General features: G+C 56.1%; 7 protein-coding genes and 1 pseudogene. 3 read left to right on the top strand and 5 right to left on the bottom strand.

The features are described 5' to 3' along the window. Positions 1-92: 92 nt before the first annotated feature. The 3 genes and pseudogenes from PZA18_RS04410 to PZA18_RS04400 all read left to right on the top strand — a co-directional run. Positions 93-380 (top strand): annotated as a pseudogene (locus tag PZA18_RS04410) (DUF3579 domain-containing protein); the annotation flags it as partial. Between the two features lie 489 nt (positions 381-869). Then, positions 870-4388, top strand: coding sequence for an indolepyruvate ferredoxin oxidoreductase family protein (locus PZA18_RS04405; RefSeq protein WP_284099586.1), 3519 nt, complete (start codon positions 870-872; stop codon positions 4386-4388). A 286-nt stretch (positions 4389-4674) separates the two neighbouring features. Further along, complete coding sequence (locus PZA18_RS04400; RefSeq protein ID WP_284099585.1) at positions 4675-6768, top strand: acyltransferase family protein; 2094 nt, start codon at positions 4675-4677, stop codon at positions 6766-6768. Positions 6769-6834: 66 nt separating this feature from the next. Here PZA18_RS04400 and PZA18_RS04395 read toward each other — a convergent pair whose 3' ends face one another. The 5 genes from PZA18_RS04395 to PZA18_RS04375 form a co-directional block, all read right to left on the bottom strand. Further along, complete coding sequence (locus tag PZA18_RS04395; protein ID WP_284099584.1) at positions 6835-7548, bottom strand: GNAT family N-acetyltransferase; 714 nt, start codon at positions 7546-7548, stop codon at positions 6835-6837. Positions 7549-7642: 94 nt separating this feature from the next. Beyond that, positions 7643-8638, bottom strand: coding sequence for a hypothetical protein (locus PZA18_RS04390; protein ID WP_284099583.1), 996 nt, complete (start codon positions 8636-8638; stop codon positions 7643-7645). A gap of 165 nt (positions 8639-8803) precedes the next feature. Next, a complete protein-coding gene (gene ubiD, locus PZA18_RS04385) occupies positions 8804-10291 on the bottom strand; it encodes a 4-hydroxy-3-polyprenylbenzoate decarboxylase (protein WP_284099582.1) in 1488 nt (495 codons plus the stop codon). A 246-nt stretch (positions 10292-10537) separates the two neighbouring features. After that, entirely contained in the window at positions 10538-11980 is a 1443-nt protein-coding gene (gene dacB / locus PZA18_RS04380; protein WP_284099581.1) for a D-alanyl-D-alanine carboxypeptidase/D-alanyl-D-alanine endopeptidase, read from the bottom strand. 176 nt (positions 11981-12156) lie between these two features. Next, positions 12157-13692, bottom strand: coding sequence for a S8 family serine peptidase (locus PZA18_RS04375; protein WP_284099580.1), 1536 nt, complete (start codon positions 13690-13692; stop codon positions 12157-12159). Between the last annotated feature and the right edge of the window lie 127 nt (positions 13693-13819).

Here is a 13819-nt window from a genome sequence, read left to right as displayed (position 1 = left end):
GAGCCGTAAATACCATTCGGCCATCTGCCCCGGCAGATTTACCCACATGGTTATCGTCCCTTGTCCAGCATAGCTTATCCAGCCTTTTCCCAATGATCTGCAACCCGTACGAGATCGTGATCCAAGGGGTTACCAAGAGTGGCCGCGAGTTCCGTCCTTCCGACTGGGCCGAGCGGCTGTCCGGCATCCTGTCTACCTTTGGCATGGACCAGAAACTGTCCTATGCGCCTTATGTCAGACCGATGATGCTCGACAACATTCGCTGCGTAGCCATTGATAAACAACTTGAAAAAGTCGATCCGCGCGTATTCAGTTTTCTGATGAGTTTCGCCCGCGATAACGACCTGAAAGTGCTCGACTGCCGTCAGCTGATGGCCGAGTATTATCCCGCCCCCGACCAAGCCTCTGGTCAACGCTAAGCGCCTGTCTGGCCTTGGCTAAGCTGCAACACATCCCTGCAAGCAACCTCACTCTGCAGACCCTGCCTTCAGACCCAAGAAACAACCGCATAACGGACGCTTTTGTCCGTTGGCGGTGGTTGCAGTACCAATTCTTCATCTCTTTGCTGTATAACGCAGCCGCCCACATTGCAATTAGAGCAATCGCCCGGTAGAGCAATCACCCTTCAAGTGCCGTCGAAGTTTTCGTTTCCGGCTGTGTAGAGCCCTGGCTTAAAGCCAGAACCAGCGCGGCTTGGACAGAAAACAGCAACTGCGCTCAAGGTGTTTTGCGGCAGTGCAGCGGGTTTGGCCAGACGGTTTGCGTTAGAATTCACGCAAGTCTGGTCGTACCACGGCCGGGCAGACCCTATGCCGGAAATCAGCTACCCGTTGATATCCGAAGCGGTACAACAATGAGAAGGAGAAGCCATGACCAATGGCGTAACACTGGAAGACAAATATGCTCTTGAGTCCGGTCTGGCGTACATGACCGGCATCCAAGCCCTGGTGCGGCTTCCCATGCTGCAGCACCAGCGCGATGAAGCCGCCGGCCTCAACACGGCAGGCTTTATTTCCGGGTATCGCGGTTCACCGCTGGGTGGCGTTGATCAAGAACTCTGGCGTGCCCGCAAATACCTCGAACAGCACAAAGTAAAGTTTGTGCCCGGCATCAACGAAGACCTTGGCGCAACCGCTGTCTGGGGTACCCAGCAGGTTGGCCTGTTCCCGAATCCCACCGTCGATGGCGTCTATGCCATGTGGTATGGCAAAGGACCAGGGGTTGATCGTTCCGGCGATGTCTTCCGTCACGGCAACGCAGCGGGTACCAGCAAGCACGGCGGAGTACTGCTGATTGCGGGTGATGACCATGCCGCCAAATCCTCCACCCTGCCCCACCAGTCCGATCACGTCTTTGACGCGTTCATGATCCCGGTACTGAACCCGGCAGGCGTACAAGAATTCCTCGACTTCGGCATCCATGGCTGGGCCATGAGCCGCTATTCCGGTTGCTGGGTGGCCATGAAGGCCATTACCGACACCGTCGAGAGCTCGGCAATTGTCGAAGTCAACCCGCAACGGGTACAGGTCAAGCTGCCCGATGACGAGATGTTCCGCATGCCCGCACAGGGCTTGAATATCCGTTGGCCTGATCCGCCCCTGGTCGTTGAAGACCGCTTGTTGCACCAGAAGGTGTATGCGGCAATGGCCTATGCTCGCGTCAATGGCCTCAATCGTATCGTCATCAACAACCCCAAGCCACGGCTTGGCATTGTCACCTCCGGCAAGTCTTATCTGGACGTGATGCAGGCCCTGGATGATCTGGGAATCGATGAAAAGCTCGCTTCCGACATCGGATTGCGCATTCTCAAGATCGGCATGACCTGGCCGCTCGAGCCCGAAATCGTCCACCAGTTTGCCGAAGGCCTCGACGAAATTCTGGTCATTGAAGAAAAGCGTCAGGTCATGGAGTATCAGCTGAAAGAGCAGCTGTACAACTGGCGTGAAGATGTGCGGCCACGCGTGATCGGCAAGTACGACGAGAAGGGCGAGTGGGTATTGCCTGCCGGCAACTGGCTGCTGCCTGCGGCAGGAGAGTTGACGCCAGCCATGGTGGCCCGCGTTATTGCCGGCCGGATTGCTCGGTTCTACACCAGCCCGGTTATCGAAGAGCGCTTACGTTTTCTCGACGAAAAAGAAAATGCACTGAAAAAGCCGCGCGAGATCATCCTGCGCCAGCCTTACTTCTGCTCCGGTTGCCCGCACAATACCTCAACCAAGCTGCCCGAAGGCTCCGTCGCTCTGGCCGGTATCGGTTGCCACTACATGGCAATGTGGATTCAGCCAGGCACCAAGATGTTCACCCAGATGGGCGGAGAAGGTGTGCCCTGGATTGGCATTTCACCCTACACCGAAACCAAGCACGTATTCGCCAACCTCGGTGACGGGACTTATTTCCACTCCGGCATTCTGGCCATCCGTGCCTCGGTTGCCGCCAAAACCAACATCACCTACAAGCTGCTATACAACGATGCCGTCGCCATGACCGGCGGCCAGCCGGTGGATGGCACGCTGACCGTGCCGATGATCACCCGCCAGCTCGAAGCCGAAGGCGTCAACAAGATCATCATCACCACCGATGATGTAGAGAAGTACGGTGGCGTAAGCGGCCTCGCTGCGGGTGTCACCGTCCATCCTCGGGAAGAACTCGACGCCATCCAGAAGGAGCTGCGCGACACCCCCGGTGTCACCATTCTCATCCATGATCAGACCTGTGCTGCCGAGAAACGTCGTCGTCGCAAGCGTGGCAAGTTCCCAGACCCACAGCGTCGCGTCGTGATCAATGAGCGCGTCTGCGAGGGCTGTGGCGATTGCTCCAAGCAATCGAACTGCCTCTCCGTCATCCCCGTGGAGACCGAGTACGGCCGCAAACGCAAGATCGACCAATCTTCGTGCAACAAAGACTTCTCGTGCCTGAAGGGCTATTGCCCAAGCTTTGTCACCATCGAAGGTCCGGCCAAGATCCGCAAGAGCGCGCAGGGTGCCAAAGCCTTTGCGGAATTACCTGATCTCCCCGCCCCTGTCATGCCATCGCTGCACGAGCCTTACGGTATTCTCGTGACCGGCGTTGGTGGAACCGGCGTGGTAACCATTGGCGGCGTGCTGGGCATGGCTGCGCGCCTGGAAGGCATTGGCGCCACAACGCTTGATCAAACCGGTCTGGCTCAGAAGGGTGGCGCAGTGACCAGCCACATCCGCCTTGCCGATCATCAGGCAAAGCTGCATGCGGTGCGGATTGCCGCTGGCGATGCAAATGCGATTCTGGGTTGTGACATTGTCGTCACCGCCACCAACGACTGCTTGGCCAAGATGCGCAAAGGCATGACACGCGCCGTCGTCAACAGCTACGAAGCACCGGTCGGCGACATCACCAAGAATCCCGATCTGAAATTCCCGGCCCGTTCGATGGAACAGTCGGTAATGGAAGCGGTGGGCGAAGAGAATTTCTCGATGGTTGATGCCACCGCTATCGCCACCGCGTTGATGGGTGACTCGATCGCCACCAATATGTTCATGCTCGGCTACGCCTACCAGAAGGGCATGGTGCCGATTTCCGAAGCGTCGATCCTGCGGGCCATCGAACTCAATGGTGCCGCCATTGAGATGAACAAGCAGGCTTTCCGCTGGGGACGTCAGACCGCGCACGACCGTATCTACGTTGAGAAAATCGCCTTCCCTGAAATCGCCAAGGCGGTTCAGCGTGCGGCCGAGACAATTGATGATCTGGTCAAGCGTCGCATGAACGATCTCGTCGCCTATCAGGATGACGCCTATGCCCAGCGCTACCTGGCTTTCATCGAGAAAGTGCGTGCGGCAGAACGCCGGATCAATCCTGAGTCGGAAACCCTCTCGTGGGCCGTTGCCAAGCACTACTTCAAGCTGCTCGCGTACAAGGATGAATACGAAGTCGCCCGACTCTACACTGATGGGGAATTCCAGAAGCAGTTGGAGCAGACCTTCGAAGGTGACTATCAGGTGCACTTCAACCTTGGTCCGACCTGGTTGCAGTGGATGGCCAAACATGGTTCGCCGCGCAAATTCAGCTTTGGCCCCTGGATCATGACCGGCTTCCGCATGCTCGCCAAGATGAAGAGCCTGCGTGGCGGTTCGCTGGATGTTTTCGGCTTTGCGGAAGATCGCAAGCTGGAACGTCGTCTGATCGGTGAATACGAGGCCATCATCAATGACGTGCTGGATCAGCTGAAGCCGGAAAATCTGGCGCTGGCCGCCGAAATTGCGTCGATTCCCGACCAGATTCGCGGCTATGGCCATATCAAGATTGCCACCGCTGAAGCAGCAAAGCGCTTGTTTGAAGAAAAGCTGTCGCAATTCCGTGGTGTGGTCAGCAAGCCCGCCACACAGACGCCTCCGCAAACCGTCCGTCTGTAAGCCGGTCCGACGGTTCGGCGTCAAACAAAAGGGTGGCCAATCATGGCCACCCTTTTTACTTGCAGATCGATCATTTGACCGAATCCTCCATCAAAGCCGCGCCAGACCTTGAATTCAACGGCATGATTGTCCTAAATTGACTCGACTTGGGGGTGCGTCCCCGCAAGTCGTTTGTACGTTTGCCATTTCGCTCATTGAGGTTTTATTTCCGATCTGGCCGGGCCAGGCTCGGAATCAGGGATCGTTACCCGCGCTTGCGACCATTCAACCCATCCATCCATTTCTCATGCCAGGATCATCTGAGTATCGTAACGCTTCAAACTATCGACCGGAGATTGATGGCCTGCGCGCCATTGCCGTGCTGGCTGTCATTCTGTTTCATGCCTTTCCAACCCGGGTTCAAGGTGGATTCATTGGCGTTGATGTCTTTTTTGTCATCTCTGGCTACCTGATCACCCGCATCATCCTCAACGAGCTGGCTGATGGAACCTTCAGTTTTGCCCAGTTCTATATCCGCCGTATCCGCCGTATCTTTCCAGCCCTGCTGCTGATGTTGGCGAGCTGTCTGATCGCTGGCTGGCTGGTCCTGATCAGTACCGAATTCCAGCAACTGGGGCGACATATACTGGCCGCGAGTGGCTTTGTGTTGAATTTCGTCCTGTGGGGCGAAAGCGGATACTTTGACACCGCCGCCGATACTAAACCCCTGCTCCATTTATGGAGCCTCGGCATTGAGGAGCAGTTCTACTTGGTCTGGCCATTACTCGCCTGGCTGATCTGGCGCCAGAAGCGGGCAACGCCGCTGGTCATGCTGCTGATTTTTACAGCGTCCTTCGCTTTGAACCTGAAAGGGGTGAAACACGATGCCGAGGCGACTTTTTACTCACCCCTGACACGCATCTGGGAACTGTTCGCTGGTGCCTTGCTGACACGCATCCCTGCGTCTCTCGACCACCTGTTCACGCGCCCCTGGTTACGTGAACCCTTGGCATTGGCCGGGTTAACCTGCCTGCTGGCCGGCTTCTATCTGATTGATCGTCATCGCGCCTTTCCTGGCCTATGGGCTGTGCTGCCGGTTGGCGGTACCTGTTTGTTGATCCTGGCGGGTCAGCAATCCTGGCTGTGCCGACTACTCCTTGGCAACCCATTGGCGGTCGGTATCGGGCTTATCAGCTACCCACTCTACTTGTGGCACTGGCCCCTGTTGTCGTTCGCTTTCATCATCGAGGAAATTGACCCCACCCGTTCAGTCCGGGCATCTCTGGTACTTCTGGCCTTCCCCTTGGCTTATCTGACCTATCGCTTTGTCGAGCAACCGATCCGTCACAGCCTCCCTCCTCGTATGGCCGTAGGAGGATTAGCCGCCGGCATGCTAGTCGTAGCCACCCTGGGGGGATTGGTCGGATTCAACAAGGACTGGCCGAAAACTCGCATGGATGACTACTTCAACCCGGAAATTGCCAAAGCCATTGGCGACTGGGACTATCCAGGTCAGCTAACCAAGCGTCAGGTAAGCGGATTGGACATTCATGTCAACCAAAGCAGCCACCCCGAGGTAGCGCTGTTTGGCGACTCCCATGTCGAGCAGTATGGGCCGAGGGTGAGCAGCCTGTCTGACGCCGGGCAGGCCCGGCCAACAGCCTTTGTGACCGCTCCGGGCTGCTTGCCCATACCCAATGTTTTTGAAGATGAGCACGGTCAGTGCCTCAACTTCACCAAGCGATTCGAGCAGTTTCTTGCCGAGCATCCGTCGGTGCATACCGTCGTGCTGGGTGCCTACTGGGCCGGTTACTTCATTGAGCAGACTGCACGAGAACCCAAGCCGGGTGACCACTATCGGTACTATTTCAAAAAGGACAAGGACAGAGAAGAGTTTCGCGGCGGACAAGGCCGGGACAAGGCGCTAGGCAGCTTCAAACAGTTCATTCGTGATCTGCGGCACCGTTACACGGTGTATGTGTTGCTCGACAACCCTGCCGACAAGCGGTTTGATCCGCTGGGCATGCTAGGTCAGGCACATTGGCGACGCAGCCAGACTTTTACTCTACATCCGCAAACACGTGACTTCCGGCAGCAGTTTCCCGCTCAAACCGAGCAGGAAGCGCTCAATCAGGAGATACGCATGCTGGCAGAAGCCGCTGGGGCCACCGTACTGGACCCGGCACAACAGGTCTGTCCGGCTGGGCAGTGCAGCGTTCTGGATGAGCAGGGACGACCGCTATACAAAGACAGCAATCACCTGCGGCCTTATTTTGTAAGGGAAAAAATGGACTTCATGGACAGCGTGCTGCGTCAGCCCAGCACCCGGATCGTCCAAGGCACATCAAACCACCGCGACCGACCTGCTGCAGGCGAACAAGCCATCAGTTTGAGAAACTGAGTTGCAACCCATACCGTAAGGGAAAATGCACCGCGATTACGCAATTTTTGGCCAAGTTATAGACGGTCAATGTACCGAGCCAGCGGCAGTCGCCAAGTTGCGTAGCGCATCGATCAGGCGTGATGGGTTTTCAACCGGCACTTCCTGCACCGCCGGCCCTTGCAATCGTTGCGGCGCCAGGGTGATGTCCCGCCCCAGTAGCTTGCGGCTGAATCCGGCGATACGTTCATTGTTGCGGAAATCTGCCAAGGTCATGCCGTTGATGTAGAGATCAACAAAGCGATTTTCAATCTGGCAGAAGTGGTGTTCCTTTAGCAAGCCTTCCTGCCGGAAGCCGAATTTCACCGTATTCCGCTCGGAATACTCGTTGTAGCCGTAGACGTAGGTAAAGATTTTATTGAGATGGTAAGCATTGAAGGCCAGATCCAGCGTCAGCAAAGTTGCCTCAACGCTGAACATGGAATGGCGATGCGCCGGATCAACGATGCCAATCAGGAATTCCGCCCGACTGTGCAGAGGTGAGTAGTTACCCAGAGTCACCAAGCCGATCCGATCAAACTTTGGATGCACGATCACATATTCAATAAACCCAACCTGCTCCGGGGAAAGCTTGTCGCGCTCAATCAGCGACTGCCGGATGGTGTCTTCATCCACAGCATTCACGGTTGAGCAGTACAGCGTCACAAACTCGGTGTTGGCATAAGTTTTAGCCAGCCAAGCCGAGTCATCGGGCGAGATCGCCCGCAGCAACAAGGTATTTCCACGGTTTTGCATCAGCATTGGCGCCTCCGGACGGTACGGTGATCCAGCAGACAGATTGCAGTCGTCGCGCCGACGGCTTACCGACAGCGCGACGACAATCCATCAGAAACGCTTATGTACCGCCACCTGTCTTGCCACCACCAGTACCTCCGCCTGTGCCGCCGGTACTTCCGCCGGTCTTGCCAGAGCCGGTGGATCCACCGTTACCGGTTGACTTGCCACCTGAACCCGTTGCATTAACGTTGGTTGTGGTATCGGTTGGGCAGCTGTTGGCAACAAAGTTGATGGTGTCCACTTCAGACAAGATCAAATTCGTAAACTTGCCTGCCGCCAAATCTTCTTCAGGAATCAAGCCGGCTTGAACATACAGCTTGTGCCCGGTATCGGACATCAACGACTGCACCTTGGTCTTGTCGAGTGTTACATCGAATGTCAGTTTGGCTCGGGCCTTGCCTGTGGACTTGCCAATGGTGGTCTCACCCTGGGCCAACTCTGCCAGAGGTGGAACCTTGTATTGAGTAAGGATATTCAAACCACCACTCAGCAAGAACGGGAACTGCGTGTTCTTGGTTTGCAGCTGTGGTGTGGTTTCGACCTTATTCGAATACGCAATGAACAACATCATGTTCTTGGCCGAGGTATCCGGCAGGATGTCGCCCACAGCAAAGGACAGCTGAACGTCGGTGGTTTCTGACCCCATGACGATACTGACAACGTTTGTTCCCAACTGACGGTTGTCGGTCTTGGAACCGGTCATGCCAGTACCCGTCGTACCTGGCGTCGTTCCCGTCCCCGTGCCAGGGGTGGTACCGGTACCCGTGCCTGGCGTGGTACCCGTACCGGTACCAGGTGTAGTTGTACCTGTACCGGTACCTGGCTGGGTTCCTGTACCAGGAGTCGTTCCTGTCCCCGGCGTTCCCGGCCCTGGGCCAGTGCCTGGGCGGAAGCAGATCTTCACGTTCTTGGAGGGCGCTTCTTCAAGAATGAGGCGATCCACACCAACTACCGGCTGGGTGGTGGTGGTTCCATCTCCAGATTTACCGAATGCTGCCTGCGCGGCGAGAAGGAACCCTGCACCGATTGAAAAACGTTTCACCTTGGCAACCATGACTACCCCCTGTAGTAAACAGACTAAGTAAGCGTTGGCTCAAAACCTCATCTGACAACTCAGTAATTCCCTGTGTTGTCAAGCGGGCCGGCTAGTAACGTTATAGCCGTCCCACGCCTGCTAGCCAAGTGGGCAGTTCCGTAATTACTGGTGCTTTTTGAGTGGTTATATGACGTTGATTTCAGACCAAATTCTGTCCACCCGCTGCTTTATCGCCTCATCCATGACAATGGGGGTGCCCCACTCACGCGTCGTCTCGCCCGGCCACTTATTGGTGGCATCGAGCCCCATCTTGGAGCCGAGGCCCGATACTGGTGAGGCAAAATCCAGATAGTCAATGGGCGTGCTGTCAACAAGGGTGGTATCACGCATCGGATCCATGCGGGTGGTGATAGCCCACATCACTTCCTTCCAGTCACGCACATTTACGTCGTCATCGACGACGATAATGAACTTCGTGTACATGAACTGCCGCAGAAAGGACCAGATACCGAACATCACCCGCTTGGCGTGGCCGGGATACTGCTTGCGAATCGATACCACGGCCATGCGGTATGAACACCCTTCTGGTGGAAGGAAAAAATCCACAATCTCGCCAAACTGCTTTTGCAAGATGGGGACAAATACCTCGTTCAGGGCTACCCCTAGCACCGCTGGCTCATCCGGTGGTTTGCCGGTGTAAGTGGAGTGGTAGATCGGGTTACGGCGTGTCGTGATGCGGTCGATGGTAAATACCGGAAACCAATCCTGCTCGTTGTAATAACCGGTATGGTCGCCATACGGGCCTTCGAGCGCCTGCTCATAGCCGGTGGGAGAGCTGGCATCGGGGTAGATATGTCCCTCCAGAACGATCTCTGCTCTTGCCGGTACTTGCAGGTCGTTTCCTAGGCTCTTGACCAGTTCGGTGCGACACCCCCGCAACAGGCCTGCGAATTGATATTCAGACAGCGAGTCCGGCACGGGTGTCACCGCGCCGAGAATCGTCGCGGGGTCGCAACCAAGGACCACAGAAATCGGGAAGGGCTTGCCAGGGTTGGCCTGCGCAAATTCCCTAAAATCGAGCGCCCCACCCCGGTGTGCCAGCCAGCGCATGATGACACGATTACGACCAAGTACCTGCTGTCGGTAAATCCCCAGATTCTGGCGCTTCTTATAGGGGCCGCGTGTCACCACCAGCCCCCAGGTGATCAATGGCGCCACATCGCCGGGCCAGCAATGCTGGATCGGCAGCTTGCCAAGATCCACTTCATTTCCCTCCACCACCACTTCCTGACAGGGTGCCGACCGCACTTCCTTAGGTGCCATATTCAGCACTTGCTTCAACAGGGGCCATTTATCTATGGCATCCCGCCAGCCTTTGGGCGGCTCCGGTTCTTTCAAATAAGCCAGCAACTTGCCAATTTCCCGCAAGGCCGATACTTCGTCCGCCCCCATCCCCAGCGCTACTCGCCTCGGCGTACCAAACAAATTGCCCAGCACGGGCGTGGTATAGCTTGGCACGTTTTCGAACAAGAGTGCCGGCCCGGCTTGTCGCAGCATGCGGTCGCACACCTCAGTCATTTCGAGCACGGGGGATACAGCAGCCTTGACCCGTTTCAACTCCCCCATCGCTTCAAGCTGGGAGATAAAGTCGCGGAGATCCTGATATTGCATGCGAGTTCCGATAGAGGAAACGAAAGTAGAGATTCTACAAGAGCAGCGCAGGCCCCCGGCCTTCCTACATCATGCGCACGGGGCATTTTGAAAGCCGATCAGGTAAACCAGGCTGAAGACAGGCAGGCAGTAGCCTAGGCCCACCTTGCAGTTGGGCATCAAAGCGGCTTGACCCATGATTGACCTTGAGCGAACACTCCCGATCATCACCGCCCCTCAAGAGACCCGGCACGGGGTGAGCCTACCTCACCGCGCGTGGGTTCGACTGCCTCCCGACGCCACCCACTTTGCCAGTGCTTCGAACACAGGCCAAGCGGCCTCGGCCCGATCATGGTTGATCATGGCCACCATGATGCGGCCACGTCCCTGCCGGTCGCGCACGTAGCCCGCCAAGGCCCGGACATTATCCAGCGAGCCCGTCTTGGCGCGCACCTCGCTGGCAAGACCTGTGTCGACAAAATGGCGGCGCAAGGTACCATCAACCCCGGCAATCGGCAGCGACGCCATCAATTCAGGCCCATATCGGTGGTTTCGCGCCAGCTGCAGCAGGCTGGCCAGATGCGCAGGGCTGATCTGCTCGCTTCGAGATAATCCCGAGCCATTTTCCAGAACCAGCTCAGGAAAACGCAGGTTCTGGCCATGCAACCAGCTTTCTACCGCCAAACGGGCATTGGTACGCAATGGTTGCGTATCATCCCGCCCCACGCCCAATCCAAGAAATAACTGCCTGGCCATCACATTGTTACTGACTTTGTTGATATCCCGCACCAGCTCCGCCAAGGGGGAAGAAGCGTGTGCGGCGATCAGATGGGCCTCTGCTGGCACCCGGCCGTCGGCCCCTTCTCCGATCAGCTTGCCGCCCATCTCGCTCCATAGAGCGCGGATCAATAGATCATCAAACTCAAAATGCGTCAGCAGCCCGGTATAAAACAGCTGATGACACTGACGGGGAAAGCGACCAGCCAGTAGCAGGCGCCTTCCCTCAATCCTTACACGCTCCATGCCACTGCGCCAAAGCTCGCAATCACCATCAACCAGCGCGAGTTGATTATCCAGCGCCACCCCGAACAGTGCAGGTTCATAACGGGCGACAATTTTTTGCGAGTCCGACTGAATGTCGAGACCGACTGCCTTGAAATTGATCAGCAATGCGTCTGGCTTGACGTTATAGGCTCGCTCCGGTTGCTCATCGAATTGGGCTTCATTCTCCACCGCAACTTGGCCAAACGCTGTCCGATCCTGAACCAGCCGACCTTCGATGGTATGAATCCCCGCCGCCCGCAGCTTTCGCAGCAATAACCACATAGACTCAATCGTCAGCTTGGGGTCTCCCTGACCTTTAATATAAAGATCACCTTTGAGTACCCCATTGACTACCGGCGCGGTACTCCACAACTCGGTGCGCCACTGATGCGCCGGCCCGAGTAAATCCAGCGCAGCGAAGGTCGTCAGCAGCTTCATGGTGGAAGCTGGATTGAAAGCCTTGTCTGCCTGATGCATCAGCAGGGGCCGCCCTTCGGGATCCAGCACCGCCAACCCCAGCGACATCAGAGGTATTCGCTGTTTGGCCAATGCCTGCTTTACGCCAGGAGGAATGGCTTTGCTGCCTAGAGGCTGTCGCGCCCAGGCCGTTGGAATGCTAAATATAATGACGATATAAATTAAAGAGATGCGTAGAAAAGAAGACATTTTCTTTGAAAGGGGAAATGACGCATTTTGTTTGAGGAGAGCCAGAGGAAATAGCACAAACCAATCCATCCGACCCTGATTTTATATAGCGTCCCATATAAAAACAAAAACGGGGCGTTTCCGCCCCGTTTTTGTTTCCAACATTTCCACGAGCTGAAATCAGCCCGCAGTAGAGATTACAGACCTTGGCAGCCGTACTTGCTGATGTAGTCCTTAGCGGCCTTGGCGCGAACCAGACCGTAGCCGTACTTGGTGTCACGGCCCAATGCACCCAGGTCTTCTGCAGTTGCTTGCAGAGCCTTACGCACGTTGGAAGCTGTACAGGTCGGGAAGTAGCTCCATACCAGGGCAGCAACAGCAGATACATGCGGTGTTGCCATCGATGTACCGTTCATCTTGGAGTAGTTGGTTGCAACAACTGCTGCATTAGCAGTCTTGCCCAGCTTGGCCTTCAAAGCTGCGCCGTCAGTGTCGGAAACACCCAGAGCCGGGATCGATACAACTTCAGTACCCAGCGTGCCGTTCAGCATGCCAGCAGCGTTGTTGTAAACGATAGCGCCGATACCACCACCGGACTGGCAGTTCTTGACCTTGACTGCGAAGCTGACAGTGCCACGCTGAATCAGACAAACCTTGCCCGACACATCTTTACATACGCTGTCTGCGATACCGCAATCAGCCAGAGCTGCCGATGCAGTCTTCACTGGGGAGCCAGTGAAAACAGAAGCGGTTACTGCTGCGCCATCAACGGTCAGCGTAGCATCACGGCCTTCGCCCATGGTTACGGACGACAGTACGTCAACACCTGGAGCAGCAATCGCTACAGCGCTGTTGTACTGGGAGAAGTCAGCCCATTCCTTCTTGTCGTTCAGCGCTGCAACAGACATTACAGCGGGGTACGAAGCGGGGTAGGACATGGTGCTGTTGCCATCGTTACCAGCAGCAGCGATTGACAGAACGCCAGCGGACAGCAGCTTGTCGAATGCTTTCTTCTCGGCAGAGCTGTATGCAGCACCGCCCAAGCTCATGCTGATGATGTTGGAACCAGCGGCCTTGCACTTGTCAGTTGCAGCAACCAGGTCGGACGAGTAAGCCCAGCCACCTTCGCTGAATACTTTAACAATGTGCAGCTTAACTTTTTTGTTCGGCAATACGCCTACAACGCCAACGGCATTGTTGATGCCAGCGATGGTGCCAGCCACGTGGGTACCGTGGGGGCCACCAGGGACGGACCACTTGCCTGTGCCCAATGGGTCGTCGTCACCAGTAACGTTGTTTGCAGCCAAATCTTCGTGAGAGAGATCGTAACCAGAGTCAATGATACAAACCTTGCGGTTGCCTGCATTGGCATCGCTGAGCAGATCAGCCTGAACCATCTTGATGCCGTAAGGAACTACTTGGCCTGCTGCAGCCAGTTCGTTCGACAGGGGGTAGCGAGGTGCATCGACTTCAACAGAAGCTACGCTGGGGTGATTCTGAACAGACTTCAATGCTGATGCGGACAGTTCCATTGCAACAGAACCGTGCTCAGCCAACTCGCGCTTCACTTCACCATAAGCACGGACGCTTGCTGCTTTGGACAGCGATTCCTGGTCTTGCTTGAAGGTAACAATGTAACGCGGTGCTGGAGCAGCAGCGTGGGCAACAGAAGATGCAGCAACAACGCCTGCAAAAGCCAGAAGAATTGCTTGGTGGGAAGCAGTCAGCCTCATTGATTCACTCCGTCGTTCTCAAATGGTTGGATAGTTTCTCTGCGCCCAGTAGCTCGTTCATCCAGCGTCGGATTTATTTCCGCTTTACCCGACATGTCTCCGAAACAAGAATCGGGCCGCTTTTCGA

It is taken from the genome of Parachitinimonas caeni (assembly GCF_030129945.1).
Classification (GTDB): domain Bacteria; phylum Pseudomonadota; class Gammaproteobacteria; order Burkholderiales; family Chitinimonadaceae; genus Parachitinimonas; species Parachitinimonas caeni.
This window is presented reverse-complemented; position numbering and strand designations above follow the sequence as displayed.

Bases quoted from the DNA above. Each gene is read 5' to 3' on its own strand.
- PZA18_RS04405 (WP_284099586.1), top strand. From the start codon at position 870: ATGACCAATGGCGTAACACTGGAAGACAAATATGCTCTTGAGTCCGGT.
- PZA18_RS04400 (WP_284099585.1), top strand. From the start codon at position 4,675: ATGCCAGGATCATCTGAGTATCGTAACGCTTCAAACTATCGACCGGAG.
- PZA18_RS04395 (WP_284099584.1), bottom strand. From the start codon at position 7,548: ATGCTGATGCAAAACCGTGGAAATACCTTGTTGCTGCGGGCGATCTCG.
- PZA18_RS04390 (WP_284099583.1), bottom strand. From the start codon at position 8,638: ATGGTTGCCAAGGTGAAACGTTTTTCAATCGGTGCAGGGTTCCTTCTC.
- ubiD (WP_284099582.1), bottom strand. From the start codon at position 10,291: ATGCAATATCAGGATCTCCGCGACTTTATCTCCCAGCTTGAAGCGATG.
- dacB (WP_284099581.1), bottom strand. From the start codon at position 11,980: ATGTCTTCTTTTCTACGCATCTCTTTAATTTATATCGTCATTATATTT.
- PZA18_RS04375 (WP_284099580.1), bottom strand. From the start codon at position 13,692: ATGAGGCTGACTGCTTCCCACCAAGCAATTCTTCTGGCTTTTGCAGGC.